The sequence below is a fragment of the Chitinolyticbacter meiyuanensis genome (assembly GCF_008033135.1).
Lineage (GTDB): Bacteria > Pseudomonadota > Gammaproteobacteria > Burkholderiales > Chitinibacteraceae > Chitinolyticbacter > Chitinolyticbacter meiyuanensis.
Window position 1 is genome coordinate 3,102,211 of sequence record NZ_CP041335.1, and the last position, 25,113, is coordinate 3,127,323.

The window sequence follows — 25,113 nt, forward strand, 5'->3', positions numbered from 1 at the left end:
CTTGTTTCCCCGCCCGACGGCGCTGTCCGGCCGCGAGCCTGCGGCGAAAAATCTGCGAATCATACAGCAAGGCCCGAGGGTGCCCAAGCCGGGCACCGTGAGCGGCAGCATGGCTTCAGGCCGGGTTGCGGAACACGATGTCGGCCTGCAGGCCGACCTTCTGCAGCCCCAGCCGTGAGCGGGCATTCAGCACCAGCGGTGAGACGGTATTGGCACGGATGTCGCCATCGGCCTCGGGGCGCGCCAGGATCAGCAGCAACGTCACCTCGTCGCCCGGTTGCAGATCGATCTGCGCGCATTCGTCGTCGGACAGCTGGATCTGGTAGTTGAGCCCGAGCAATTCGCTCGATACCACGCTCAGCACCAGATCGGGTTCATCGAGCGATTGCAGCCACAGCACCTTGGGATCGGGCTTGTCCTCGTGCAGCAGCTTGTAGCGCTGGCAGCCTTCGAAGCCGGGCAGGCCGCGTGGAAAAGTCAGAACGGTATCGGGGTCGATCTGGAGTTCGCCAAAGCGGGTCGGAACGGTTTGCATGCTTTCTCCTTGGCTCGCCGGCCACGAGGCCGTGCATTAGAATACCCACAGGATAGCGAAAGGACCGGCCGTGCCAAAGCGCGACAGGGGCAACTGCATTAGCCTGAACTGATAAAACGCTGATTCGTTAAAGTTTTCGCCGGGTCAGCCGATACTAGGCATAATCCCGTTATTCAAAGACGTCGGACTGCAGCCGTCGTCCAGAGGTAGTCCCCATGAAGATCGATCCGTCCACCGGCAAGAACACCCTGGCTCCCGCCCCGCGCAGCGGCGAACGCACCGTTACCCCGGCCGGCACGCCAGCCGCCAGTGTGCCCAGCGACAACGTGACGCTGAATCCGCTGGCCGCGCAGATGGGCCAGGGCGAGGAAGGTGTCAGCACCTTCGATGCAGCCCGGGTCGAATCGATCCGCCAAGCCATCGCCGAAGGCCGCTTCCAGGTGCGCCCGCAAGCCATCGCCGACAAGCTGATCGCCAGCGTCGAGGAACTGCTGCGTGATTGATGCCGCAGTGCCGGGCCGCCCGCAGCTGGCGGCCTTGCTGGAAGACCTCGAACAGGCACTCGATCGCTTCAATGCCTTGCTCGAGCAGGAAGAGCAGGTTCTCACCCACGCCCGCATCGATACCCTGGCGCAGATCGCCCAGGACAAACTCACCGCCAGCAGCCAGCTCGAAGCCCGCTTCCAAGCGTTTCGCGCCTTTGCCGACTACGCCGGCATGCCTCTCACCCCTGCGCACCTGCTGGATGAAGCGCTGGCCGGTTTCGATGCCGATATCGCGGCGCAATGGCAACGCATCCGCAGGCTGAGTCAGGCGGCCCGGGTGCGCAATGCCAGTAACGGCCGGCTGATCGAAACTCGCCGTAATCTCAACGACCGCCTGATTGCCGAACTGTCGCAAACCCGTGAAACGCCGCAGCTCTATGGCGAGGATGGCCGTATCCGGCCGCTTGGCGGTGGCTCCGCCTTCGACAAGGCCTAGGGCCTGTTCAAACGAATCGCCTACTTGGCCGCGAACAGCGTGCGGCCCCCTTCGAATCGATCGGCAAAGTAGCGTTTTTCCAGCGTTTCCACCTTGACCTTGCCGCCGCTCGATGGCGCGTGGACAAAACGCCCATCGCCGATATAAACCCCGACGTGCGAGAACGGCCGACCCAGCGTGTTGAAGAACACCAGGTCACCCGCTGCCAGATCGCCACGCGCCACCGGTCGCGCCAGCTGTGCGATCTGCGCGGCATTGTGCGGCAGGCTGAGCCCGACGGCATTCTGGTAGATGAAGCGCACCATGCCACTGCAATCGAGCCCGGCTTCCGGGTTCTTGCCACCAAACTGATAGCCGACATCCAATAGCCCCAGCGCATACAGCAACACCTCCTGGCGCTGTGCCGAATCCACGGCGATCTGGCTGATCGATGGCGTCGGCTGGCTGGGCCGGGAAGGCTTGGCAGTCCGCGTCGGCGCGGACGAGCATGCGGCAAGCAGCAACGCGGCGGTCAGGCAAAGGGTGCGATCGAGCATGCGGTCTCCGTGTGTGGCCTTGTGTTCAACATCGGCCAATGCGAAGCAAGCTTGAACGAAGGCGCAAAAATCGACAATCGGTGCCAACCGGAATGGCGCTGCATCGTTGATGATGGCGTGTCTTTCAGGAGCCCTTCATGAACATCAAGCAATTCGCGCTGCTAATTGCCGTGTGCGCAATGCCCGCCTTGGCCGACGACAACCTGCGCTGCGGCAACCTGCTGGTGCAGGTTGGTGACAGCACCAGCCGCGTGCTCGAGCGCTGCGGCGCGCCACAGACGCGCAGCACCAGCATCGAGCCGGTCTTCGCCACCAATCGCCGAGGCGAGACTGATCAGGTGGGTAGCATCGAGGTCCAGCGCTGGAGCTATGATCGCGGCAGCAACCAGTTTGCTGCACGGCTTCGTTTCGAGGATGGCGAGCTCAAGCGCATCGACTACGACTACTAGCCGATGGTGGAGCGGGACAAGCCCGCTCCCACCCACTCAGCGCTTGAGCTTGAGGCTGGCCAGCGCGGCCGCCATGGCGCCCTGCTGCTCCGGCTGGCGCGCCACGGCTTTTTGCTGGTTGCGGTTGGCTGGCACACGGGCCGTATCGCCGCTGCCGGCATGCTCACGTGCGCTGTCGGTCAGGCGCATGGTCAGCGCCACGCGGCGGCGCTTGATGTCCACTTCCAACACCTTGACCTTGACCACGTCGCCCGCCTTCACCACCTCGCGCGGGTCCTTCACGAAGCGGTTGGACAGCGCCGAGATATGGACCAGGCCGTCCTGGTGCACCCCGATATCGACGAAGGCGCCAAAGTTGGTCACGTTGGTGACCACGCCTTCGAGCACCATGTCCGGGCGCAGGTCCTTCAAATCCTCGACACCCTCGGCAAAGCTCGCGGTCTTGAACTCGGGACGCGGGTCGCGGCCGGGCTTTTCCAGCTCGGCGAGGATGTCCTTCACCGTCGGCACGCCAAAGCGCTCATCGGTGAAATCGGCGGGCTTCAGCTGCTTCAGGAAGCCGGCATCGCCAATCAGCGCCTTCACGTCCCGCTGTACCTTGGCAATGATCTTCTCGACCACCGGATAGGCCTCCGGGTGCACGCTGGAGGCATCGAGCGGGTTGCTGCCGTTCATTACCCGCAGAAAGCCTGCAGCCAGCTCGAAGGTCTTGTCGCCCAGGCGCGGTACCTTGAGCAGCGCCTTGCGATCGGCGAAGGCACCATTGGCATCGCGGTATTGCACGATGTTGTTGGCCAGTGTCGCGGTCAGGCCGGAAACACGCGCCAGCAGCGCGGCCGATGCCGTGTTGAGATCAACGCCGACGGCGTTCACACAATCCTCGACCACCGCGTCGAGCGAGCGCGCCAGCTCGCCCTGGTTCACGTCGTGCTGGTACTGGCCCACGCCAATGGCCTTGGGCTCGATCTTCACCAGCTCGGCCAGCGGATCCTGCAGCCGGCGTGCAATCGACACGGCGCCACGCAGGCTGACATCGAGCTCGGGGAATTCGCGCGCGGCGAGCTCGGACGCTGAATACACCGATGCACCGGCCTCGGACACCACCAGCTTGGTCAGCTTGAGCTCGGCATATTTCTTCATCAGCTCGGCGGCGAGCTTGTCGGTCTCACGGCTGGCGGTGCCGTTGCCGATGGCGATCAGTTCGACCTGGTGCCGGGCAGCAAGCGCCGCCAGCACGGCGATGGAACGATCCCAATCATTGCGCGGCTCATGCGGGTAAATGGTGGCGGTATCCACCAGCTTGCCGGTGGCATCGACCACCGCCACCTTCACGCCGGTACGCAGGCCAGGGTCGAGACCCATGGTGGCACGTGGACCGGCCGGCGCGGCCAGCAGCAGGTCCTTGAGGTTGGACGCGAACACCTTGATTGCGTCGAGTTCGGCGCGCTCGCGCACGCCGGTGACGAGCTCGGTTTCCAGGCTGAGGAAGATCTTGGCGCGCCACGCCAGGCGCACGGTATCGGCCAGCCACTTGTCGGCCGGCCGGCCTTGGTTCTCGATACCGAAGCGCTTGGCTATCTTCAGCTCGCATACATTGGGGCCAGTGGGTTTGGTGGCGGGGTCCAGCTCGTCCGGCAGCAGCAGCGCCAGATTGAGCACGCCTTCGTTGCGACCGCGCAATACTGCCAGCGCACGATGCGACGGCATCTCGGAGAGCGGCTCGTCGTAATCGAAGTAGTCGGAGAACTTGGCGCCCTCCTCGGCCTTGCCCTCGACCACGGTGGTCTTGACCACCCCTTGCTTGCCCAGATGATCGCGCAGGCTACCGATCAATTCGGCATCCTCGCCGAACTGCTCCATCAGGATGGCGCGGGCGCCGTCGAGTGCGGCCTTGGTGTCGGCCACCTGCTCATTCAGATAAGCAGCGGCGGCCTCCTCAGGCACCAGGCGCGGATCAGCGAGCAGCGCGTCGGCCAGCGGCTGCAAGCCGGCTTCGCGGGCGATCTGGGCGCGGGTGCGGCGCTTTTGCTTGTACGGCAGGTAAAGATCTTCCAGCCGCTGCTTGTTGTCAGCGGAAAGGAATTCGGCACGCAGTTCGGGCGTGAGCTTGCCTTGCTCGTCAACGCTGGCGATCACCGAAGCGCGGCGCTCTTCCAGCTCACGCAGGTAACGCAGCCGCTCTTCCAGGTTACGCAGCTGGGTATCGTCGAGACCGCCGGTCACTTCCTTGCGGTAGCGGGCGATGAAAGGCACGGTGGCGCCTTCGTCGAGCAGCGTGACGGCGGCGGTCACCTGCGCCGCGCTCGCGCCGATCTCGGTCGCGATGCGTTGGGAAATGGCGGGCAGCATGCTCAGTGTCCTTGCTTGGCGGCGATCAGCGTCAGCAACTGCAGCACGGCGAGCGCTGGCAGGCGGGTGTTGTCCGCCACGCTCCACAGCGTTGCACCTCGGCCATCTTCGGCGAAACGCAGCCGGCTCACCCAGACCTTGTCGCCACCGACGGCGTCCTGGCTGGCCGCCATGCCGGCTTCACCCGCCACCTGCAGCAGGAACACCCGCTCGGCAGCCTTGAGCGCGGCAACAACCGCATCGGCCTCGATGGGCGCGGCGAAGCGCAGCGATACGCTGGCACCATGGCCAAAGAAATGCGGCGTGCGCAGGCAGGTGACATCAATCGCGCAATCGCCCGGCAGCTGCTTCTTCAGCAGCGCCCGCGCAGCATGCTCTTCCGGTGTGATCCCGGCGTCGTCCGGCGTGCCGTGGCCGCCCAGCAGGTTGTAGGCGATGCGCTTGGCGTAGAGCGCGCTGGGATGCTCGCTCTGGGCGAACAGCGCGCGGGTCTGGCCCGAGAGCTCGTCGACGCCGGCCTGGCCTTCGGTCGAGACCGCCAGCATGCCGGTGGCGGCAACGCTGACTACCGTGCCCAGTTCGGCCAATGGCGCGATCACGCTGGCCAATTGCTGGGCGAAGGGATCCGGCAGGGACAGCACCTGGCCACGCGCCAGTTTGCCGCCCGGCGGCACCGCGCCGGTCAGATCGATCACCAGCACGCCAGCCTCGGCGGCCGACTTCAGCACCTCGCCCGCGCCAGGCACGCAATTGACCAGCACCGGCGCCAATGTCCAGTCGTAGCCGTCGACCTCCAGCTCGGGATAGTCATCGCCACGGAACTCGATCAGGCCGGGCTCCTCGGACAGCGTGAGCGGGTAGAAGGCGGGCAGGCGCAGGGGGCTGTCGGCGATCACATCAAGCAGCGCTTGCGCGAGCGCGGTGTCGCCGCCCAAGAGGGCGAGGTTCAAAGCGGACATAGGGCAACTCCAAAATGCGAACAGGGCGCGATCGGCACCCTGGGATGGCGCAATTGTAAAGGATGTTGCCGAGGATAGGCCGCACTACAATCAAGCCACCTGCCCGAACCTGTGCCTGCCCATGATCGAGCTCGACGACCGTACCCGCCGCATGCTGCCCTGGCTTGTTGCCATCGGCTTCTTCATGCAGACCCTCGACTCCACCATCCTCAACACCGCACTGCCAGCCATGGCCCGTGGGCTCAACGAGAGCCCCCTGCGCATGCAGTCGGTCATCATCGCCTACATGCTTACCGTGGCGCTGCTGATCCCGGCCTCGGGCTGGCTGGCCGACCGCCTCGGCACACGCCGGGTGTTCATGGGCGCCATCGTGCTGTTCAGCGTCGGCTCGCTGCTGTGCGCGGCCTCGCAATCGCTGGGCCAACTGGTGGCGGCACGCGTGGTACAGGGCATGGGCGGCGCGCTGTTGCTGCCGGTGGGGCGGCTCGCCATCCTCAAGGCCTTTCCCAAGGAGCAGCTGCTGCGCGCGCTGTCCTTCGTCACCATCCCCGGCCTTGTTGGCCCACTGGTCGGCCCAACTCTGGGCGGCTGGCTGGTCGAGGTAGCCAGTTGGCACTGGGTGTTCCTGATCAACCTGCCGGTCGGCATCGTCGGTTGCTTCGCCACCGCCCGCTACATGCCCGCGCTGCAGGAACAGGAGCGCCAGCGCTTCGACTGGCGCGGCTTCGTGCTGTTCGGTGCCGGCATGGTGCTGGTGTCGCTGTCGCTGCAAGGCTTGGGTGAACACGCGCTGCCGCTCGCCACCTCGATGGTGCTGTTGTTCGCCGGGCTCGCCGCCATGGCCGGCTACTGGCTGCATGCGGTGCGCGTGCCGACTCCGCTATTTGCCATGCAGCTCTTCAAGATCCGCACCTATGCGGTGGGCGCGCTCGGCAATCTGTTCGCCCGATTGGGCAGCGGCGCCATGCCATTCATGACGCCACTGTTCCTGCAGGTGGGCCTGGGATTCGCGCCAACCAAGGCGGGGCTATTCATGGTGCCCACCGTGCTCGGTGCCATGCTGTCCAAGGCCATGGTCGAGCCGCTGGTACGGCACGTCGGCTATCGTCGGGTACTGGTCGGCAACACGCTGCTGCTGGGCGTGATGATCTCCAGCTTCGAGCTGATCGGCCACCAGACCCCGGCGTGGCTGCTGATTGCACAGCTGTCGGTGTTCGGCGTGATCAATTCGTTGCAATTCACCGCGATGAACACCCTGACGCTGGGCGATCTTGGGCCCGATACCGCCAGCAGCGGCAACAGCCTGCTCTCGGTGATCATGCAGCTGTCGATGAGTCTGGGCGTCGCCGCCGCGGCGGCGTTGCTCGCCGGATTCAGCGACCACGGCATCGCACCGAACCCGGACAAGGTTCTCGGCGCATTCCAGGCCACCTATATTTGTGTCGGCGTGCTCTCCATGCTCGCCGCACTGATCTTCCTGCAGCTCGCACCCGGTGAAGGCGATCACCATCAGCCCGTCACCGTGGATGAAAGCTGAATACCATAACGTGCGCCCACGCGCCGCCCTTCGAAAGGAATCCGTACATGCCCCAGGTTTACGTCTATCTCGCCCCCGGCTTCGAGGAAGTCGAAGCCGTCACCATCGCCGACGTGCTGCGCCGCGCCGGTGTCACCGTGCAACTGGTCTCGCTGACCGAGGAGCTCGCAGTCAAGGGCGCGCACGACATCGTGGTCCAGGCCGACCTGCCGTTCTCCAAGACGGTGGACAAGGTCGTCGACGCCGCCATCCTGCCCGGCGGCGGCCCCGGCACCCAGTACATGCTCAAGAGCCAGCCGCTGATCGATGCACTGGGCCAGTTCCGTTTCTCCGACAAACCGGTGGCCGCGATCTGCGCCGCGCCCATGGTGCTCGCGAAGGCCGGCATCCTGAACGAAGTGCACGCGACCTGTTTCCCCGGTTGCGAGCCGCAGCTGACCGAAGGCGGTGCCATCGTCACCGCCTACAATGTGGTCAAGGATGGCGCAATCACCACCAGCCGCGGCCCCGCCACGGCCGGCCTGTTCGCGCTCGAACTCGCTCGCCAGCTGGTCGGCGAGGACAAGGCCACGCAGGTCGGCCGCGATATGCTCTACCTGTAAGGGGGCCACGCTGAAACTCGACGCCTACGCCACCTTTGTCGCCGCCTCGCTGGTGCTGCTGCTGGGACGGCGGCTGGTCGCCGCCACGCCACCGCTGCGCGCCTACAGCATTCCAGAGCCAGTGGCAGGCGGGTTGATCGTCGCGCTGGCCTTGCTGGCACTGCGGCAGTGGAGCGGCGTGGCCGTCGAGTTCGATACCGGCATGCAGAACACGCTGATGCTGGCCTTCTTCGCCACCATCGGGCTCTCGGCCAATCTGGCACTGCTGGCGCAGGGCGGCCGGGCACTTGGCGTGTTTCTCGCGGTGGTGGTCGGCCTCTTGCTGATGCAGAACGCACTCGGTGTCGCGCTGGCCACCGCGTTGGGGCTGGATCCACTGATCGGGCTGCTCGCGGGCTCGATCACGCTGTCCGGCGGGCATGGCACCGGCGCCGCCTGGGGCACCGTATTCAGCGAACGTTATGGCATCGCCAGCGCCACCGAGCTGGCGCTGGCCTGCGCCACCTTCGGCCTGGTCCTAGGCGGCCTGATCGGCGGGCCGGTAGCCCGCTACCTCGTCAAACGCAGCCGCGGCGCCGAAGCCGCGCTTACTGCCGAGGAGGCGCCGACCGGGTTCGAGCAACCCGACGCGGTGCGGTTGATCACCGCGCCCGCCATGATCGAAACGCTGGCGCTGATCGCCGTCAGCCTGTCGGCGGGTAGCGCCCTGGCCCGGCTGCTGCATGGCTCGCCGCTGGAGCTGCCTGCCTTCGTCTGCGTGCTGTTCGTCGGCGTGCTGCTGCGCAACGGGCTGCAGGCATTGGGCTGGTATGCGGTGTTCGACCGGGCGGTCTCGGTGCTCGGCAATGTCGCGCTGTCGCTATTCCTCGCCATGGCACTGATGTCGCTGCGCCTGTGGGAACTGGCCGAACTGGCGCTGCCGATGCTGGTGCTGCTCACCGCCCAGACTGCGGCAATGGCCAGCTACGCGATCTGGATCACTTTCCGTGCGATGGGCAGCAATTACGACGCTGCCGTGCTCGCCGCCGGCCACTGCGGCTTCGGCCTTGGCGCCACGCCAACGGCAATCGCCAACATGCAGGCCATCACCGAGCACTTCGGCCCTTCGCATCTAGCCTTCATGCTGGTGCCCATCGTCGGCGCCTTCTTCATCGATATCGTCAATGCGCTGGTGATCAAGCTGTTCCTGGCGGTGGTGGGCTAGCGCTTCGCCAGCTCGTACACCGTCTTTCCGCGCAGCTTGAAGTGCTCGGCCGCGTGGTAGAGATTCTCCGAGTGCCCCACGAACAGCAGCCCCTCCGGCTTCAGCAGCGGGGCGAAGCGCTGCAGGATTTTCAGCTGGGTCGGCTTGTCGAAGTAGATCATCACGTTGCGGCAGAAAATGCCATCGAGCGGGCCGCGCAGGCTCCAGCTCGCTTCCACCAGGTTCAGCCGGCGAAAGGCGATCATGTCACGCAGCTCCTGCTTCATTTGGTAGCGGCCGTCCGGCTGCTTGTCGAAGAAGCGCCGTACCCGGATCGGGTCGAGTTTCTGCACCTCGTCGCCGCTGTAGATGCCTTGCTTGGCCACGTCGAGCACATTGGTATCGAGGTCGGTGGCGATGATGCGCACTGGCGGTCGCAGCGTATCGAAGGCCTCGCAAGCGGTGATCGCCATGCTGTATGGCTCCTCACCGGTGCTCGATGCCGAGCACCACAAGTTGAGCGTGCCAGCGCCGCGATTGGCCTTCAGCAGGTCCAACAGGATGGGGAAGTGATGCGATTCGCGAAAGAACGAGGTGAGGTTGGTGGTGAGTGAATTGGTGAAGAGCTCGAACTCGCGCTGATCACCGCGCTCCAGTACCTGCAGGTATTCGTTGAAGGTCCGCAAGTTCAGCGCCCGCAGCCGCTTGGCGAGGCGCCCGTACACCATGTCATGCTTGGTCGGCGACAGCGCAATGCCGGCGTAGTCGTAGATCTTCTTGCGGATCTTCTCGAAATCCTGCTCGGTGAATTGGAATTCGCGGGAGGACGGTGTGAGCATGAGTGGGCCTCGAAGGTAGGCTTACAGCATAGACGCTATTGCTGGCGCCGGGCAGCGATGCACTCGCCCAGCTTGTCGGCATAGTCAGCGGGTACGGTCAGGGCGTGATGGCCGCCGTGTTCGAGCAAGCGGTTGAGCCGCGCCAGCCGTTCCAGCAACATTGGCCTGACAGCGGCCTCCGCCGTGGCCAGCAGCAGCGCCAACTCGACGGCATCGCGGTGGTTTTCCAGCTCCGGCGGCAGGTAGCCGCTGTTCTTCAGCACCCGATAGGCGAGGCGTTGGTGCTCGGGCACCAGCGCATCGATTCCATCGTCAGGCAACGGCGCGCCCAAACCCGGCAGGTTGTCGAAGGCACCGTCGCGCTGGGCTTCGGCGATGCGGCGCTCGGCGAGTTCGGCAATCCACCACATGGCGCTACAGCCCCAACTCCTGCCAGATCGCATCGACGCGCGCCGTCACGGCGGCATCGCGGGTGATCACCCTACCCCACTCGCGGTCCGTTTCGCCGGGCCACTTGTTGGTGGCATCAAGCCCCATCTTGCCGCCCAGGCCCGAGATGGGGCTGGCGAAATCGAGGTAGTCGATCGGCGTGTTCTCCACCAGCACCGTATCGCGCACCGGGTCCATCCGCGTGGTAATCGCCCAGATCACCTCTTGCCAGCTGCGTGTGTCGACATCCTCGTCGACCACCACGATGTACTTGGTGTACATGAACTGGCGCAGGAAGGACCAGACGCCGAACAGCACCCGCTTGGCGTGGCCGGGATATTGCTTCCTGATCGAGATGATGGCCATGCGATAGCTGCAGCCTTCGGCCGGCAGGTAGAAATCGACGATCTCGGGAAATTGCTTTTGCAGGATGGGAACGAATACTTCGTTCAGCGCCACGCCGAGCATGGCCGGCTCATCCGGCGGCTTGCCGGTATAGGTGCTGTGGTAGACCGGATCGTCGCGGTGTGTGATGCGCTGGATCTCGAACACAGGGAACCAGTCTTGCTCGTTGTAGTACCCGGTATGGTCGCCATACGGCCCTTCCAGCGCATGCAGATAGCCCCCGACATCCTTGAGGGGTACCCCGTGCTCAGAGACACCGCTGAAGCCTGGCTCGCACGATGGGATCACGCCCTCCAGCACGAGCTCAGCCGTTGCCGGCACCTGCAGATCGCTGCCGATACAGCGGGTCAGCTCGATCTTGCCGCCGCGCAACAGCCCGGCGAACTGGTATTCGGAGAGCGTATCGGGCACCGGCGTGACCGCGCCGAGGATGGTGGCCGGATCGCAACCGAGCACCACGGCAATCGGGAACGGCATGCCAGGGTTTTGCTTGGCATGCTCGCGAAAATCGAGCGCGCCGCCGCGGTGCGCCAGCCAGCGCATGATCACCTGATTCTTGGCGATCACCTGCTGGCGGTAAATACCCAGGTTCTGCCGCTTCTTGTTCGGGCCACGCGTGACCACCAAGCCCCAGGTGATCAGTGGCGCCACATCGCCTGGCCAGCAGTGCTGGACCGGGATGGTCGCCAGATCCACATCCGGGCCTTCGATCACGTTCTGCTGCACCAGGCCCTTCTTCACTTCCTTGGGCGCCATGGAGAGCACCTGCTTCAACATCGGCAGCTTGTCCCAGGCATCCTTGAAGCCGCGGGGCGGTTCAGGCTCCTTGAGATAGGCCAGCGTCTTGCCGATCTCGCGCAACGCGCTCACCTCTTGCGCGCCCATGCCCAGTGCCACCCGGCGCGGCGTGCCAAAGAGGTTGCCCAGCACCGGCATCGTGTAACCGGGAACGTTGTTGAACCAGATCGCCGGGCCTTGCGCCCGCAGCGTACGGTCGCAGATCTCGGTCATTTCCAGTTGGGGGGAGACCGGCACGCTGACGTGCTTCAGCTCCCCCAGCGTTTGCAGTTGTGCGCAGAAGTCGCGCAGATCGCGGTATTTCATCGCGGCTCGCAAAAGGATGAGGCCGTCAGTTTAACGCGGCCTCAATGAAAACGCCCGCCGGAGCGGGCGTTGCAGGGCGTGGCCGAATCAGGCCGACAGCGTCATCGACACGCGATAGCTTTCGCCCGGCGCGAGCTCGATCGCATTGTCGAACACGTCGCCACGCTCGACGCAGACAAAGCCGGCATGGTTGCCCTCGCCGACGTCAGCCATCTTGGCGGCGTGATCCCACGGATTCCAGACCACGGCGCTCTTGGTGTCGCTGTCGATGCGGATGGTGTTCTGCTCGTTGGCGATGGTCTGCACCGCCGGCACATCGAGATAGACGCGGTCGGTCGGGCCTTCCAGCACCAATTCGCCATCCTGCTGATGGCGGGTATTGGCGCCGTCGACGGTGTTGATGTAGGTCTTGCCATCCAGGCCGCCGATGCGGGCGGTAGCCACATTGGGCACGGCAAAATAGGTGTGGAAGGCACTGGCAAACTTGATCGGGGCATTACCCTTGTGCTGGCAATCGAGCGCCAGCGTCAACGCGCTGCCCACAGCCACGGTCAGCGTGTAGGCGAAATCGTGTTCCCACAACGCGCGAATGGCATCGGTGGGCGCCAGCGTCAGCGTCAGCCGGGTGCTACCGTCGGCCAGAGCCTCAGCGCTGACCAGTTGCCAGTCGTTGCTGCGGGCAAAGCCATGGGCCGGCTTGCCATCCGGATGGCCACCGAACCACGGCAGACACAGCGGGATGCCGCCGCGCACCGCCTTGCCGGGGTTGAACGCGGCCTTGGGCGACAGCCACAGCAGGTCCACGCCGCCCTTGGGCACGAAGGAAATCAGGTGCGCGCCCTGCAGCGCGAGTACGGCCCGGCCGAGGGCGTTGTCGACCACGACCAGCGGCAGCCCGGCGCCATCACCGCCGTAGAGCTCGCTGCTGTTGACCACGGACACACCGGCCACCTCGGTCAGTTGGGCATTGAATGCAGATAGCTGGCTCACGGCAAAACTCCTTGTTGCAGGGCAAAAACGGTATTGTAAATCATGGCTTACAGCCTAACGTGCCCGCTGGCTGATACACAATCTGGGCAAAGCAGGCTCAGTCGCGGCCTTGCCAGCGGGAGAACCACTTGAACAGCCGACGATAGGCGTCGGCAGCAGCTTCCGGATTCGGACCAAGCGTGACACCCTGGCCGGGATAGCGGCCAGCCGGTACATCGCGGCGCACCCTGAGCTCGCCACCGGGCACGTCAAACTCATGGTAGGTCAATGGATAGGCCACCAAGTGCAGCATGCCCTCGCCTTCGCGCTCGACGAGCTCGCGGCACGGCTCAATCAAGCTCCAATCGTCCGATTCACCACTCAGCATCAGCGTCGGGACCTTGGTGCGATAGCGCTTGTCCTTGAGCGCGGCGCTGCAACCGGGGTAGAAGGCTGCGGCGACCACCAGCCCGTCGGTCTGCCGGCCGGCCAGCACCAAGGCTGCAGCGCCGCCGTGCGCCCAGCCGACCACGCCGATCCGCTCTGCATCGACTTCGCCCCGCGTGCGCAACCAGGCCACAGCCCACTGCGCATCGTCGGCACGGCGTGCCACCGTGACCTTTTCCCGTGTCGGCCTGACTGTGCACTGCTCGCGCACGCCACGGCTGCCAAAGCTGTCCGGGATCAGCACTGCATAGCCCAGCTCCTGGAACAGCCCCGCCATATGTGCATAGCGTGGGCCAAGCTGGCCACGCCGCACCATGCCTTCGCAGCCATGCAGCAATACCACCGCTGGTGCCGCCACATCGCCATCCGGCGGTGCGAAGTACTCGGCACGCAAGGTGGCGCCACGCGGGCCGGCCAGGGTGACCGGTTCGGCATGGCTGGACAGGCTGACCAGCAGCAACAGCCCCCAGGAGCAGGAGCGGAGTATGGAGTGCATGTGGAAGATCAGAGAAAACTGAACGACGGGCAGGCCGCACTTTAGCACAGCACAGACACGCGGGCTTGGCAGTGCGCATTGGCTCGGCTACATCGTAGGAGTCGGGGCAGAAGGCAGCACACCATGAGCGATACCTTGCGCTGTGACATCCAGCACGATGTCGCCATCGTCACGTTGGCACGCGCCGAGCGTAGCAACGCCTTCAACGATGTGATGATCGCCGAGCTGACCTCCATGCTGGCAGCGCTCGCACAAAATGGCCGGCTGCGTGCCTTGGTGCTGCAGGCCGACGGCGCCCACTTCTGTGCCGGCCTTGATTACGAATGGCTGCTGCGTGCTTCCGAGGCCGACCAGCATCGCAACTTCGAGGATGCGCTGGCGCTATCGCGCCTGCTGCAATTGCTCGACCGCATGACGATGCCGACCATCGCCTGTGTGCAAGGCAGCGTCCTTGGCATCGGCGTGGGCATCGTGGCCTGCTGCGATCTGGTGGTGGCCCGGCAGGACAGCGACTTTCAACTCGCCGAAGTCCGCTTCGGACTCGTCCCGGCCGTCACCGCACCCTACCTGCAGGCGAGACTGGGCCGATCGGCGATGCGACGCTACGTGCTGACCGCGGAAACACTGCCATGCGCCATCGCCAAGCGGCTAGGTCTGGTGCATGAGGTGGTCGAGGACGAAGTTGGGCTGGCACGGCAACGCGATCGCTGGCTTAGCCAGCTGGCCCGCAACGGGCCGCAGGCAATGGCCGCAGCAAAGCGACTGCTGGCCGTCATCGAGCATCGGCCGATCGACGACACGCTGCTGTCGGACATTGCCCACCGCATCGCCCACCTGCGCACCCGCCCTGAAGCCCGGGAAGGCGTAGCCGCCCATGTGCAAGGGCGAGCGCCACGCTGGGTGGCGGGCGGTGACTAACTCATGGTAAGACCGGCGGCATCCGAGACTGGGTTTGCTGCTGTTGCCATTGCGCTTCGGCAACAGTCAGCAGGCGCGGCACAACCGCCTGTTGCATCGTCGCTTGCTGCGGTTGCGCGGTTGTTCCGGCAGGGGCCCGCTTTGCGATCGGGCCGGAGGACATGTCATAGACGTACAGCATGGTGAGCCCTCCCTGAGCGCCCCTTGCGGGGCTAAATACTTACAACTCGAATATCGGCCGGGTGCCGGGGAAATTCAATCCCGTTCGTCACCATGAAAAAAAGCGACAGCTTGGCTGTCGCTTTTTTGGTCACAAAAATTGCAGCTTACTCGGTAGCCGGCTTGCTGCGGTACTCAACCTTGATGCTCTTCTTCAAGTCTTCGATGTACTTCGATACTTCGACCTGGCCATACATCTGTCCCAGTTGCTGGCTCATGCGCTTGGCCGCCTCGCCTTCCATTGCTGGTGCCGGCTTGGCCGCCACCACCTTGTAGATCACATAACCCACGCCGGGTTGGGCCGCACCGACATAGGCCGGCAGCTTGGCGGCATCGGCATGGAACAACGATTGCAACGTTGCCGGCACCAGGCCTGGTTCACCCAGGCGACCCAGCGTCTTGGGCTCGGCCCAGGTCACTGCTGGCGTCTGGCCCGCCTGCAGCGCAGCCAACTGCTTGGCCCCTTCAGTCGCCGCAACCTTCTCGGCCTTCTCGCGCTTGAGCTTGGCTTCGATGTCCGGCGTCACGATAGCCAGCGGGGTCTGGGCTGCAGGCTTGTGCTCCAGCACACGCACGGAAACCAGCGTGCCCGGCGCCACTTCCACCGGCTCCGAATTGTGCTTGCCCTTGAGCACGTCTTCGCTGAAGGCGGCCTCGGCGAGCTTCGGGTTGTTCAGCTGCGGATCCTGCGCACCCTGGCGGGTGATCCAGCCGCTTTGCTGGATCTGCAGCTTGAACTGCTCTGCAGCAGGCTTGAGGCTGTCGGCGTGGTTATAGACAAATTCGCCGAACTGCGCGGCCTGATCCGTGTACAGCTTGTCCGCCTTCTCACTCTTCAGCTGTGCCGTGATCTGCGGCTTGAGTTCGTCGAACGACTTGGCTTTGATCTCGTCGACCCGGATGATGTGGTAGCCGTAATCGGTCTCGACCGGCTCACTGATCTGGCCTTGCGGCAGCTTGAGCATGGCTACCTTGAACGGCTCGACGAAATTGGTCTCTGCGTTCACCCAGCCCAGATCGCCACCGTTGTCAGCCGAACCCGGATCCTTGGAATACTGCTTGGCCAGCTCGGCGAACTTGGCCGGTTGGGCCTTCAGTTCCTGCACCAGCTTTTCGGCCTGCGCCTTTGCCTGTTGCTTGACCTCCGGCTTGGCGTCTTTGGCTGCCTCGATCAGGATGTGCGAAACCTTGCGCTCCTCACCGGCCAAGGTCTTCTTGTTGTCGTCGAAGTACTTCTGCACTTCGGCGTCGCTCAGTTGCTGCGCATCTGCAATCGCTTGGCGCGACAACGCCACGTACTCGACCTTGACCATCTCCGGCGCACGGAATTCAGCCTGATGGCTGTCGTAGTATTTCTTGACCTCATCAGCGCTGACGGCGGTGCCGGCCACGAAGTCCTCGGCCTTCAGCGTGGCGATCTGCACTTCGCGTGTTTCGCCCACCAGCTTGGCAAGGCGGGTCAGCGCCGTCTGCGACAGGATGTTGGTACCGGCATAAGCGCCGAGCAGCGAGCGCGCTACGATGCTGTCGCGGACGCGTTGTTCGAATTGCGGTACCGACATGCCCTGTGCTGCCAGCATGTCCTGATAACGCTTCACGTCGAACTTGCCATCGACCTGGAACGCGGGCACCTGCGCAATGGCCTGCTGCAGTTGTGCGGTGCTGGCATTGAGGTTGAGATTGTTGGCCGCGGCCAACACCAGCTTCTGCTGTACCAGTTGCTCAAGCACCATGGGCTTCATCTCGTTCGAGATCGGCTGCCGTCCAGTCGCTTCGGCGATGTCGTAGTCGGTGATGCGCTGATTGCCGACCTTGGCCAGATAGGCCCCGTCTTCGCCCATCGCGCTGTAACCCGTGACACCGGCAGTCACGACCAGGCCCAAGGCAACCAGGCCCAGCACCACCTGCACCAGCGTTTTATTTTTTTGAACGATATCAAACATGAAAACAGCCGCTCCACGATCCGATTTTGGCGGCAGCTATGATGCCAGAAGGCGCACGGACTGTGTTGGCCCGTCGGCACGGATGCGCGGCGCAACAACAAAAACGCCAAGCATTGCTGCTTGGCGTTTTTGACAAAGCTGGCGGAGCGGACGGGGCTCGAACCCGCGACCCCCGGCGTGACAGGCCGGTATTCTAACCAACTGAACTACCGCTCCGTTGAGAGACAGCGATTCTAGCAGCTTTTCAGTGGTTTGCAACTTGTTTTCGTTGCGCTGAATTCTTGCTGAAGCACTGTGGTGGGTAGTAGTGGATTCGAACCACCGACCTCCTGCGTGTGAAGCAGGCGCTCTAACCAACTGAGCTAACCACCCTCTTGTCCTCGTCGCTTCGTTACCTCAGCGACGAAAGACAATCATTGTACTGCATCTTTCAGGGATTTGCCAGCCCTGAATTTCGGCTGCTTGGCGGCATCGATCTTGATGGTTTCGCCAGTGCGTGGATTACGGCCGTTGCGGGCTTCGCGTTCGGCAACGTAGAAAGTGCCGAAGCCAACCAGCGTCACTTCGTCACCCTTCTTCAGCGCGGCGGATACGGCTTCGATGGTGGCGTCCAGCGCCTTGCCTGCGGCAGCCTTCGACAGGCCAGCGGATTCGGCAATAGCGTCGATGAGTTCGGATTTGTTCACTTACGTCCCCTTTGGTTCTGGTTGGATAGGTCCGGTCGGCCGATTGCCAGAGCTTTATAGCAAGCGGCAAAAAACCGTGTCAACTAATGCTTGGTCGGTGGTGTTGCTGTTTCGGCACCAGCATCCACCGGGGTTTGCGCGGCAACGGCCTCACCAGCTTCCCCCTTGGCGACGGGTTCCGGCTGGCGTTCCAGCGCGTGCCCCAGTACCTGGTCAAACCATTTGACCGAATGGATGGTGAGCCCACGTTTCACGTTGTCCGGAATTTCAGCAAGATCCTTGACGTTACCGTCTGGAATCAGCACGTGCTTGATGCCGCCGCGGTGCGCCGCGAGCAGCTTCTCCTTGAGGCCACCGATGGACAGCACTTCGCCGCGCAGCGTGATTTCACCAGTCATGGCGACATCGCAGCGCACCGGGATGCCGGTGAGGATGGACGTAACCGCCGTCGCAATGGCGATGCCCGCGGATGGGCCATCCTTGGGTGTGGCGCCTTCCGGCAAGTGGATGTGAATGTCGTTCTTCTCATAGAACGCCGGATCGATACCGAGCTGCTCGGCACGCGAGCGCACCACTGACAGTGCCGCCTGAATCGATTCCTGCATCACTTCGCCCAGTTGGCCGGTCTGGATCATCTTGCCCTTGCCCGGCAGCTTCACCGCCTCGATAGTCAGCAACTCGCCGCCGACTTCGGTCCAGGCCAAGCCGGTGACCTGGCCAACCTGGTTCTGCTGCTCGGCCACGCCATACTCATAGCGACGCACACCCAGATACTTGTCGAGATTCTTCGGTGTGACGGTGAGCTTCTTATCAGACGGCTTCAGCATCAGGTTCTTCACCACCTTGCGGCAGATCTTGGCCACTTCGCGATCGAGGCTACGTACGCCGGCTTCGCGGGTGTAGTAGCGGACGATGTCCCGTACCGCAGCTTCGCTGATGACAAGCTCACCCTCGGCCACGCCATTGTTCTTCATCTGCTTGGGCACGAGATACTTGAGCGCGATGTTGACCTTCTCGTCCTCGGTGTAGCCCGACAGCCGGATGATCTCCATCCGGTCCAGCAACGGCGCCGGGATGTTGAGCGAATTGGCCGTGGCGACGAACATCACGTCCGACAGATCGTAGTCGACCTCCAGGTAGTGATCGCTGAACGCATGATTCTGTTCGGGATCGAGCACCTCGAGCAGGGCCGAGCTTGGATCGCCGCGAAAATCGGCGCCCATCTTGTCGACCTCGTCCAGCAGGAACAGCGGGTTCTTCACGCCGACCTTGGTCATGCTCTGCAGGATCTTGCCCGGCATGGAGCCGATATAGGTGCGACGATGGCCGCGGATTTCTGCCTCGTCACGCACGCCGCCAAGCGCCATCCGCACGAACTTGCGGTTGGTGGCACGGGCGATCGACTCACCCAAACTGGTCTTGCCAACCCCGGGAGGGCCGACGAGGCAGAGGATGGGGGCTTTGAGCTTATCGACCCGGCCCTGCACCGCCAGATACTCGACGATACGCTCCTTGATCTTGTCGAGGCCGTAGTGATCGGCGTCGAGCACGGCTTCCGCCTCGGTGAGATCCTTGCTGATCTTGGACTTCTTCTTCCACGGCAGGCCGATCAATGTATCGATGTAGTTGCGCACCACGGTGGCTTCGGCACTCATCGGGCTCATCATGCGCAGCTTCTTGAGCTCGCCCTCGGCCTTCTCGCGCGCTTCCTTGCTCATGCCAGCAGCCTTGAGGCGCTTTTCCAGATCGTCAAGCTCGGCGTTCTCGTCGATCTCGCCCAGCTCCTTCTGGATCGCCTTGACCTGTTCGTTGAGGTAGTACTCGCGCTGGCTCTTCTCCATCTGCCGCTTTACACGGCCACGGATGCGCTTTTCCACCTGCAGGATGTCGAGCTCGGTCTCCAGCTGCTTGAGCAGATGCTCCATGCGCCGGCGCACGTCTTCCATTTCCAGCACGGCCTGCTTTTGCTCGAGCTTGAGCGGCAGATGCGCGGCGATGGTATCGGCAAGCCGGCCGGCCGACTCGATACCGGACAATGAAGTGAGGATTTCCGGCGGGATCTTCTTGTTCAGCTTCACGTACTGGTCGAACTGGCTGAGCAGGGCGCGACGCATTGCCTCGGCCTCAGCACCGGCATCCTCGTTCGGATCATGCGGCAGTGCGTCGGCGCGCAGATAACCCTCTTCGTCGAGCAGCGCATGCACGGTGGCGCGCTGCACGCCTTCGACCAGCACCTTCACAGTGCCGTCTGGCAACTTGAGTAGCTGCAGCACGGTGGCCACCGTCCCGACCGGGTAGATGTCGGCCATGCTGGGCTCGTCCTTCTGCGCATTCTTTTGCGCGACGAGCAGGATATGCCGCCCCTCTTCCATCGCCGCCTCGAGCGCGCGGATGGACTTGGGACGACCAACAAACAGGGGAATCACCATGTGCGGGAACACCACTACGTCCCGCAGCGGCAACATCGGGAAACGAGCAGGCTCGTTGGGCAGAACTTGGGATTCGGACATAGGGAGGACCTGGTGGGTTGGGGTGCGGACGCGGCACAGGGCAGCGTCTCAGCAATGATGTGGTCTGCACCGCGGAAATTCAACGCCGACGATGTCGACATTCCGGCCACACCACAAAGCGATGCCGCCCGCACGATGGCGGGCGGCACGTTTCAGACGCCTGGCGGATCAGGCAGCGGCGCTCTGGTCCGGCTCGGCCAGCACGCGTTGCGGCTGCTGGTTGTCGATGATGGTTTCCGGGCCGACCACGACGCGGGCTACGCCTTCCAGTGCCGGCAGCTCGTACATGGTGTCGAGCAGGGCCGATTCCAGGATGGAGCGCAGACCACGCGCGCCGGTCTTGCGATCCATTGCCTTCTTGGCCGCCGCCGCCAACGCATCGGCCGTCACTTCCAGCTCGACATTCTCCAGCTCGAACAACTTCTGGTATTGCTTGACCAGCGAGTTCTTCGGCTCGGTCAGGATCGAGATCAGTGCCGCCTCGTCGAGTTCGTCGAGCGTGGCAATCACTGGCACGCGACCGACGAATTCGGGAATCAAACCGAAGCGGATCAGGTCATCCGGCTCGACCTGGTGCAGCATCTTGCCAACGCTGCTCTTGTCGTCCTTGGCCTGCACTTCGGCGCCAAAGCCAATGCCCCCCTTCACCGAACGGTTGCGGATGATCTTGTCCAGCCCCTCGAATGCGCCACCGACGATGAACAGGATATTGGTGGTATCGACCTGCGGCATCTCGTGGTTGGGATGCTTGCGCCCGCCATGCGGCGGCACCGATGCGATAGTGCCTTCGATCAGCTTCAGCAGTGCCTGCTGCACGCCTTCACCAGACACATCACGGGTGATCGACGGGTTCTCGGACTTGCGGGCGATCTTGTCGATCTCGTCGATGTAGACGATGCCACGCTGAGCCTTCTCGACGTCGTAATCGCACTGCTGCAACAACTTGGCGATGATGTGCTCGACATCCTCGCCAACGTAGCCGGCCTCGGTCAGCGTGGTGGCATCGGCGATGACGAAGGGCACGTCGATCATCTTTGCCAGCGTCTGCGCGAGCAATGTCTTGCCCGAGCCGGTCGGCCCGATCAACAGGATGTTGGACTTGGAGAGCTCAACATCGCCACCGATCTTCTGGCCCTTGGTCGCCAGCCGCTTGTAGTGGTTGTACACCGCCACGGCGAGGATCTTCTTGGCACGCTCCTGGCCGATCACGTACTGATCGAGCACCTCGCGGATCTCGGTCGGCTTGGGCAACTTCTTGCCGCCGGGCGTCTGAGCCTCGGCAGTGGGGAGCTGGGTGGCCTCGTCCTTGAGGATATCGGTGCACAGCTCGATGCACTCGTTGCAGATGAATACCTGCGGGCCAGCGATCAGCTTGTTCACTTCGTGCTGGCTCTTGCCGCAAAACGAGCAATACAACAGTTTTTCGTTGGATTTGTCGGTCATGGCCATCTGCCCCGTGATGAGGCGTTAACAAATGCAAAAGCCGCCAGCGCGTCGCTGGCGGCGCGGAACGGAGCGCTGGCCAATCAGGCCTGGGGAATGCGCGAAGTCACCACTTCGTCGACGAGGCCGTAGCTCTTGGCTTCGTCGGCTGCGAGGAAGTTGTCGCGATCAGTATCGCGCTCGATCACTTCCAGGCTCTGACCGGTGTGCTTGGCCAGCAGCTCGTTGAGTTGGCGCTTGGTCTTCAGCAGCTCGCGGGCATGGATCTCGATGTCCGACGCCTGGCCAGCCAGACCGCCGATCAGCGGCTGGTGGATCATGATGCGCGAGTGCGGCAGTGCAAAGCGTTTGCCCTTGGCGCCCCCCGACAGCAGAAAGGCACCCATCGACGCCGCCATGCCCACGCACAGCGTCGAGACATCCGGCTTGATGAACTGCATGGTGTCGTAGATTGCCATGCCGGCAGTCACCGAGCCGCCCGGCGAGTTGATATAGAAGTGAATGTCCTTATCCGGATTTTCACTTTCCAGGAACAGGAGCTGGGCAACGACCAGATTGGCGGTCACGTCATTGACGGGGCCGACCAGGAAGACGACCCGCTCCTTCAGCAGGCGCGAGTAGATGTCGTAGGCGCGCTCGCCCCGTCCGCTCTGCTCGATCACCATGGGGATGTAACCGAGGTTTTGCGGGTCGAATTCCGATCGTTGCATGTTCAGTTCCTGTGTAGCGGCATTAGCCTTGTTGCTGGCCCATGAGCTCGTCGAAGGACACGGCCTTTTCCACCGGCTTGGCCTTACCCAGCACAAACTCGACCACATTGTCTTCCAACGCCATCGATTCCGGGCCAGCGAGACGCTCGCGCTTCTCGTAGTACCACTTCACGACGTCCGTCGGATCTTCGTAGTTCTCGGCCAGATCTTCGATGATGGCCTTCACTTGCTCGGGCTTGGCTTCCAGCTGGTTCTGCTTGACCAGCTCGGCCAGCACCAGACCCAGGTGCACGCGACGCTTAGCTTGCTCTTCGAACATCGCCGGCGAGAACGGTACCAACTTGGGATCGATGCCGCGGGCTTTCAAGTCACCCTGGGCTTGCTCGACGAGGCGACCGATCTCGAAACCGACGAGCGAGCGCGGCAGCTCGATCGGTGCAGCGGCGATCAGCGCGCTCATCACGCTTTCCTTGGCGCGCCCCTTCAAGCGCAGGCGCACTTCGCGCTCCAGGTTCTTCTTCACCTCGTCGCGCATCTTGGCCACATCGCCATCGGCAATGCCCAGGGCCTTGGCAAAGGCCTCGTCCACCTCTGGCAGCTTCGGCTCGGCTACGTTCTTGACGGTGATGGCGAAGACAGCGGTCTTGCCCGCCACATCCTTGCCTTGGTAGTCCTCAGGGAAGGTGACGTTGACGTCCTTGGTCTCGTCTTCCTTCATGCCGCGGATGCCGGCTTCGAAGTCGGCCAGCATTTGGCCCTTGCCCAGCAGGAAGGCATAGTTCTCAGCCGTGCCGCCCTGGAAGGCTTCGCCATCAATGGTGCCTTTGAAGTCGATGATGACACGATCTTCATCCTGTGCGGCACGCTCGACACGCTCGAAACGGGTGCGTTGCTTGCGCAGGATTTCGACGGTCTTCGACACTTCGTCGTCGCCAACGGTCAGCGCCGGCTTCTCGATCTCGACGCCGGAGATGTCACCCAGCTTCACTTCCGGGTAGACCTCGAAGGTGGCGACGAATTCGAAATTGCCTTCGGCAGCGGCTTCCTTCGGCTCGAAGCGCGGGAAACCTGCCACTTGCAATTGTTGTTCCTGCACAGCCTGACCAAAGGAGCGCTCGACGGTTTCACCCAGCACTTCTTCCTGCACGCGGAAACCGTGTTGCTGCGCCACGACGTTCAGCGGCGCCTTGCCCGGGCGGAAACCCGCGATCTTGGCCTGCTTGGCGACCTGCTTCAGGCGTGCATCGACCTTCTTGCTGACTTCTTCGCGCGGAATCGAAAAGCTGAGGCGGCGCTCGAGGCCGCTCAGGGTTTCCAGTTGGGTTTGCATCGTTATTCGTCCTTCACACTGAATGAAATCCGCAGCGGCTGCGGCGCTTGCCGGGGCCATGGCCCGCAGGCAAGGCGGTTGGTTTGAGGTCGGGACCGGTGGGGATTGGATGGCGACGGCGAACCTTGCGCCTTGCGCAACTTCGCTGTCGTGCTTGCCCCTGCCGGAATGACGGCAAGCCATAGAGAATAACTGAAGGCTCCGGCAAAGGCCAACTGCCCGCTCCGCAGCGGCCCGACAAACGCAGACCGGAAAAGGTCGCCATCGCCCTGCCTATCCAACCAGAAATCGGTCAGTTGACCATCATGGCACGCAGCGAGGTCCGCGGCTGAACACTGCTGGTCGGGCTGACCGCTACCACATCGGCAAGCTGACCCGCGGTCTGCGCCGAACAAGCCAAGCGGTGCCGCATCTGCCCAATGTGGGTGATCGTGCCCTGGCCATCGCTACAAACATAGAGGCCCAACCAGCGCGCGGCCTCTGCATGCCGAGCCTGGGGCAAGGTGCGGAGTTCGCGCGCGGCAAACAGCCGTGATGCGGCTTTCAGTTGCGACTGGAGCAATTGCTCGAGCAACCAATAAGGCACGGCGAGTTGCGCACGTTGTGTCTGCGCTGCTTCGGACAATCTGAACCGCATGGCCTACACTCCAACAGAACGAATGTTCTAAATCATGGCGCAAGCCTGATTTTCTGTCCAGAACAATCGTTCACTTTTCGCAACACCATGCGCCAGGCTGCATTCCCCTACAATCGCGTCTCCACCCGAGCGTGCCATGTGCGTCAACTTCCTGCCTCCTTCGCGATATCAGCTCACCGAGCACTTCGGCGTGCTGCCACCCGATCATGATTGGGCCGCCGAGGCTTGGCAGGACCATGCTGTGCCCATCATCGTGGATGTCGGCAACGGCCCGCAGGCCATTGTCGGCAGCTATGGCATGGTGCCGCGCCGCCATCTTCCGAATGGGCGCAAGCCCTATAGCACCATGAATGCCCGTAGCGAAACGTTGGCGGAACGCCCGGCTTACCGTAGTGCCTGGCGGATAGGGCAATACTGCCTGGTTCCGATGCAGGGCTTTTTCGAACCGAACTACGAATCGGGCAAGGCCGAGCGCTGGCAGATCGGGCTCGCCGATGACGCGCCATTCGCCGTGGCAGGGCTTTGGCGCAGCTGGAGCGAGCGTGATGGCAGCATCGGATACTCGTTTACCCAGCTCACCATCAATGCCAACACGCACCCGCTGATGCGCCGTTTCCATCCGCCCGAGGAAGAAAAGCGTTCTCTGGTGATCGTGCCAGCCAGCGCTTGGCAGGCGTGGTTGCGCTGCCGCGACGCTGAGGCGGCCCGACACCACCTGCGGCCCTACCCCGTCGAGCAGATGACGGCTTTCGCCGCCCCGCTCCCTCGCCAACAGCAACGGGAACAGCAACAGATGCTGTTCTAGCGCATCAGCTAAAGACTCAACCCCAGCAAAGAAAGCTTTCTGCTTGCTTGCTTAATTTTTATCAGAAAACGATAATGCGGCGGCAAGCATCC

Annotated in this window: 25 protein-coding genes and 2 tRNA genes; 8 read left to right on the top strand and 19 right to left on the bottom strand. The window is 63.3% G+C overall.

From position 1 onward, the window contains the following. Positions 1–115: 115 nt before the first annotated feature. On the bottom strand, positions 116–535 hold the full coding sequence (fliW, locus tag FLM21_RS14670) for a flagellar assembly protein FliW (protein WP_148716285.1): 420 nt from the start codon (positions 533–535) through the stop codon (positions 116–118). Positions 536–750: 215 nt separating this feature from the next. On the opposite strand from fliW, the gene flgM reads away from it, so the two are divergent. Continuing rightward, positions 751–1,038, top strand: a complete 288-nt coding sequence (flgM, locus tag FLM21_RS14675) for a flagellar biosynthesis anti-sigma factor FlgM (RefSeq protein ID WP_148716286.1) — start codon at positions 751–753, stop codon at positions 1,036–1,038. Next, complete coding sequence (locus FLM21_RS14680) at positions 1,031–1,516, top strand: flagella synthesis protein FlgN (protein ID WP_148716287.1); 486 nt, start codon at positions 1,031–1,033, stop codon at positions 1,514–1,516. The genes flgM and FLM21_RS14680 overlap by 8 nt, the downstream gene beginning before the upstream one ends. A gap of 20 nt (positions 1,517–1,536) precedes the next feature. On the opposite strand, the gene FLM21_RS14685 is transcribed toward FLM21_RS14680, so the two are convergent. Beyond that, entirely contained in the window at positions 1,537–2,052 is a 516-nt protein-coding gene (locus FLM21_RS14685) for a C40 family peptidase (protein WP_148716288.1), read from the bottom strand. 137 nt (positions 2,053–2,189) lie between these two features. Between FLM21_RS14685 and FLM21_RS14690 the strand changes: the two genes are divergently transcribed. Beyond that, complete coding sequence (locus tag FLM21_RS14690) at positions 2,190–2,501, top strand: DUF2845 domain-containing protein (RefSeq protein ID WP_148716289.1); 312 nt, start codon at positions 2,190–2,192, stop codon at positions 2,499–2,501. 36 nt (positions 2,502–2,537) lie between these two features. Here the strand turns inward: FLM21_RS14690 and FLM21_RS14695 are convergent, their stop codons facing one another. Together FLM21_RS14695 and FLM21_RS14700 are read right to left on the bottom strand one after the other, a co-directional pair. Then, positions 2,538–4,850 (bottom strand): Tex family protein, encoded by a 2,313-nt coding sequence (locus FLM21_RS14695; RefSeq protein ID WP_148716290.1) that lies wholly within the window; start codon positions 4,848–4,850, stop codon positions 2,538–2,540. Positions 4,851–4,852: 2 nt separating this feature from the next. Further along, positions 4,853–5,809 carry an Asd/ArgC dimerization domain-containing protein gene (locus FLM21_RS14700; RefSeq protein WP_148716291.1) on the bottom strand — a complete coding sequence of 319 codons (957 nt, stop codon included), beginning with the start codon at positions 5,807–5,809 and terminating at the stop codon, positions 4,853–4,855. Positions 5,810–5,930: 121 nt separating this feature from the next. Between FLM21_RS14700 and mdtD the strand changes: the two genes are divergently transcribed. Genes mdtD through gltS form a run of 3 tightly spaced genes read left to right on the top strand, consistent with a single transcriptional unit; the run spans position 5,931 to position 9,152 of the window. After that, on the top strand, positions 5,931–7,346 hold the full coding sequence (mdtD, locus tag FLM21_RS14705; protein WP_148716292.1) for a multidrug transporter subunit MdtD: 1,416 nt from the start codon (positions 5,931–5,933) through the stop codon (positions 7,344–7,346). A gap of 47 nt (positions 7,347–7,393) precedes the next feature. Then, positions 7,394–7,948: a DJ-1 family glyoxalase III gene (locus tag FLM21_RS21395; protein ID WP_148716293.1), complete on the top strand. Its 555-nt coding sequence runs from the start codon at positions 7,394–7,396 to the stop codon at positions 7,946–7,948. 10 nt (positions 7,949–7,958) lie between these two features. Then, entirely contained in the window at positions 7,959–9,152 is a 1,194-nt protein-coding gene (gene gltS, locus FLM21_RS14715; RefSeq protein WP_246120901.1) for a sodium/glutamate symporter, read from the top strand. On the opposite strand, the gene FLM21_RS14720 is transcribed toward gltS, so the two are convergent. The 5 genes from FLM21_RS14720 to FLM21_RS14740 all read right to left on the bottom strand — a co-directional run bounded on the left by FLM21_RS14720 (position 9,149) and on the right by FLM21_RS14740 (position 13,820). Beyond that, positions 9,149–9,970: a CheR family methyltransferase gene (locus tag FLM21_RS14720; RefSeq protein WP_148716295.1), complete on the bottom strand. Its 822-nt coding sequence runs from the start codon at positions 9,968–9,970 to the stop codon at positions 9,149–9,151. The genes gltS and FLM21_RS14720 overlap by 4 nt on opposite strands. A gap of 35 nt (positions 9,971–10,005) precedes the next feature. Further along, positions 10,006–10,380, bottom strand: coding sequence for a DnaJ family domain-containing protein (locus FLM21_RS14725; protein WP_148716296.1), 375 nt, complete (start codon positions 10,378–10,380; stop codon positions 10,006–10,008). A 4-nt stretch (positions 10,381–10,384) separates the two neighbouring features. Then, positions 10,385–11,908 (bottom strand): 4-hydroxy-3-polyprenylbenzoate decarboxylase, encoded by a 1,524-nt coding sequence (gene ubiD / locus FLM21_RS14730; RefSeq protein WP_148716297.1) that lies wholly within the window; start codon positions 11,906–11,908, stop codon positions 10,385–10,387. A gap of 87 nt (positions 11,909–11,995) precedes the next feature. Next, positions 11,996–12,898 carry a D-hexose-6-phosphate mutarotase gene (locus tag FLM21_RS14735; RefSeq protein ID WP_148716298.1) on the bottom strand — a complete coding sequence of 301 codons (903 nt, stop codon included), beginning with the start codon at positions 12,896–12,898 and terminating at the stop codon, positions 11,996–11,998. Positions 12,899–12,995: 97 nt separating this feature from the next. Beyond that, the gene (locus tag FLM21_RS14740) at positions 12,996–13,820 is read right to left on the bottom strand and encodes a dienelactone hydrolase family protein (RefSeq protein WP_148716299.1); all 825 of its coding nucleotides are present in this window, start codon (positions 13,818–13,820) and stop codon (positions 12,996–12,998) included. A 123-nt stretch (positions 13,821–13,943) separates the two neighbouring features. Between FLM21_RS14740 and FLM21_RS14745 the strand changes: the two genes are divergently transcribed. After that, positions 13,944–14,738: an enoyl-CoA hydratase-related protein gene (locus FLM21_RS14745; protein ID WP_148716300.1), complete on the top strand. Its 795-nt coding sequence runs from the start codon at positions 13,944–13,946 to the stop codon at positions 14,736–14,738. A gap of 1 nt (position 14,739) precedes the next feature. On the opposite strand, the gene FLM21_RS14750 is transcribed toward FLM21_RS14745, so the two are convergent. From FLM21_RS14750 to FLM21_RS14795, 10 genes are all read right to left on the bottom strand, one after another. After that, the gene (locus tag FLM21_RS14750; protein ID WP_148716301.1) at positions 14,740–14,919 is read right to left on the bottom strand and encodes a hypothetical protein; all 180 of its coding nucleotides are present in this window, start codon (positions 14,917–14,919) and stop codon (positions 14,740–14,742) included. Positions 14,920–15,064: 145 nt separating this feature from the next. Continuing rightward, complete coding sequence (locus FLM21_RS14755; RefSeq protein WP_148716302.1) at positions 15,065–16,900, bottom strand: SurA N-terminal domain-containing protein; 1,836 nt, start codon at positions 16,898–16,900, stop codon at positions 15,065–15,067. Positions 16,901–17,039: 139 nt separating this feature from the next. Then, a tRNA-Asp gene (locus FLM21_RS14760) sits at positions 17,040–17,116 on the bottom strand. Positions 17,117–17,195: 79 nt separating this feature from the next. Continuing rightward, positions 17,196–17,272 (bottom strand) — tRNA-Val (locus tag FLM21_RS14765). 41 nt (positions 17,273–17,313) lie between these two features. Next, a complete protein-coding gene (locus FLM21_RS14770; RefSeq protein WP_148716303.1) occupies positions 17,314–17,586 on the bottom strand; it encodes an HU family DNA-binding protein in 273 nt (90 codons plus the stop codon). 83 nt (positions 17,587–17,669) lie between these two features. After that, positions 17,670–20,096 carry an endopeptidase La gene (gene lon / locus FLM21_RS14775; protein WP_148716304.1) on the bottom strand — a complete coding sequence of 809 codons (2,427 nt, stop codon included), beginning with the start codon at positions 20,094–20,096 and terminating at the stop codon, positions 17,670–17,672. 168 nt (positions 20,097–20,264) lie between these two features. Beyond that, the gene (gene clpX, locus FLM21_RS14780) at positions 20,265–21,539 is read right to left on the bottom strand and encodes an ATP-dependent Clp protease ATP-binding subunit ClpX (protein ID WP_148716305.1); all 1,275 of its coding nucleotides are present in this window, start codon (positions 21,537–21,539) and stop codon (positions 20,265–20,267) included. 83 nt (positions 21,540–21,622) lie between these two features. Continuing rightward, positions 21,623–22,249 carry an ATP-dependent Clp endopeptidase proteolytic subunit ClpP gene (gene clpP / locus FLM21_RS14785; RefSeq protein ID WP_148716306.1) on the bottom strand — a complete coding sequence of 209 codons (627 nt, stop codon included), beginning with the start codon at positions 22,247–22,249 and terminating at the stop codon, positions 21,623–21,625. A gap of 22 nt (positions 22,250–22,271) precedes the next feature. Further along, complete coding sequence (gene tig / locus FLM21_RS14790; RefSeq protein ID WP_148716307.1) at positions 22,272–23,579, bottom strand: trigger factor; 1,308 nt, start codon at positions 23,577–23,579, stop codon at positions 22,272–22,274. 292 nt (positions 23,580–23,871) lie between these two features. After that, positions 23,872–24,216, bottom strand: a complete 345-nt coding sequence (locus FLM21_RS14795; protein WP_148716308.1) for a hypothetical protein — start codon at positions 24,214–24,216, stop codon at positions 23,872–23,874. Between the two features lie 136 nt (positions 24,217–24,352). On the opposite strand from FLM21_RS14795, the gene FLM21_RS14800 reads away from it, so the two are divergent. After that, positions 24,353–25,021 (top strand): SOS response-associated peptidase, encoded by a 669-nt coding sequence (locus FLM21_RS14800; RefSeq protein WP_148716309.1) that lies wholly within the window; start codon positions 24,353–24,355, stop codon positions 25,019–25,021. The last annotated feature ends 92 nt before the right edge of the window (positions 25,022–25,113 follow it).

Coding starts and splice junctions, on each gene's coding strand:
- fliW (WP_148716285.1), bottom strand. CDS start 535: ATGCAAACCGTTCCGACCCGCTTTGGCGAACTCCAGATCGACCCCGAT.
- mdtD (WP_148716292.1), top strand. CDS start 5,931: ATGATCGAGCTCGACGACCGTACCCGCCGCATGCTGCCCTGGCTTGTT.
- tig (WP_148716307.1), bottom strand. CDS start 23,579: ATGCAAACCCAACTGGAAACCCTGAGCGGCCTCGAGCGCCGCCTCAGC.
- FLM21_RS14720 (WP_148716295.1), bottom strand. CDS start 9,970: ATGCTCACACCGTCCTCCCGCGAATTCCAATTCACCGAGCAGGATTTC.
- FLM21_RS14755 (WP_148716302.1), bottom strand. CDS start 16,900: ATGTTTGATATCGTTCAAAAAAATAAAACGCTGGTGCAGGTGGTGCTG.
- lon (WP_148716304.1), bottom strand. CDS start 20,096: ATGTCCGAATCCCAAGTTCTGCCCAACGAGCCTGCTCGTTTCCCGATG.
- flgM (WP_148716286.1), top strand. CDS start 751: ATGAAGATCGATCCGTCCACCGGCAAGAACACCCTGGCTCCCGCCCCG.
- clpP (WP_148716306.1), bottom strand. CDS start 22,249: ATGCAACGATCGGAATTCGACCCGCAAAACCTCGGTTACATCCCCATG.
- FLM21_RS14725 (WP_148716296.1), bottom strand. CDS start 10,380: ATGTGGTGGATTGCCGAACTCGCCGAGCGCCGCATCGCCGAAGCCCAG.
- FLM21_RS14750 (WP_148716301.1), bottom strand. CDS start 14,919: ATGCTGTACGTCTATGACATGTCCTCCGGCCCGATCGCAAAGCGGGCC.
- FLM21_RS14700 (WP_148716291.1), bottom strand. CDS start 5,809: ATGTCCGCTTTGAACCTCGCCCTCTTGGGCGGCGACACCGCGCTCGCG.
- clpX (WP_148716305.1), bottom strand. CDS start 21,539: ATGACCGACAAATCCAACGAAAAACTGTTGTATTGCTCGTTTTGCGGC.
- FLM21_RS14800 (WP_148716309.1), top strand. CDS start 24,353: ATGTGCGTCAACTTCCTGCCTCCTTCGCGATATCAGCTCACCGAGCAC.
- FLM21_RS14795 (WP_148716308.1), bottom strand. CDS start 24,216: ATGCGGTTCAGATTGTCCGAAGCAGCGCAGACACAACGTGCGCAACTC.
- FLM21_RS14690 (WP_148716289.1), top strand. CDS start 2,190: ATGAACATCAAGCAATTCGCGCTGCTAATTGCCGTGTGCGCAATGCCC.
- FLM21_RS14685 (WP_148716288.1), bottom strand. CDS start 2,052: ATGCTCGATCGCACCCTTTGCCTGACCGCCGCGTTGCTGCTTGCCGCA.
- ubiD (WP_148716297.1), bottom strand. CDS start 11,908: ATGAAATACCGCGATCTGCGCGACTTCTGCGCACAACTGCAAACGCTG.
- FLM21_RS14745 (WP_148716300.1), top strand. CDS start 13,944: ATGAGCGATACCTTGCGCTGTGACATCCAGCACGATGTCGCCATCGTC.
- FLM21_RS14740 (WP_148716299.1), bottom strand. CDS start 13,820: ATGCACTCCATACTCCGCTCCTGCTCCTGGGGGCTGTTGCTGCTGGTC.
- FLM21_RS21395 (WP_148716293.1), top strand. CDS start 7,394: ATGCCCCAGGTTTACGTCTATCTCGCCCCCGGCTTCGAGGAAGTCGAA.
- FLM21_RS14695 (WP_148716290.1), bottom strand. CDS start 4,850: ATGCTGCCCGCCATTTCCCAACGCATCGCGACCGAGATCGGCGCGAGC.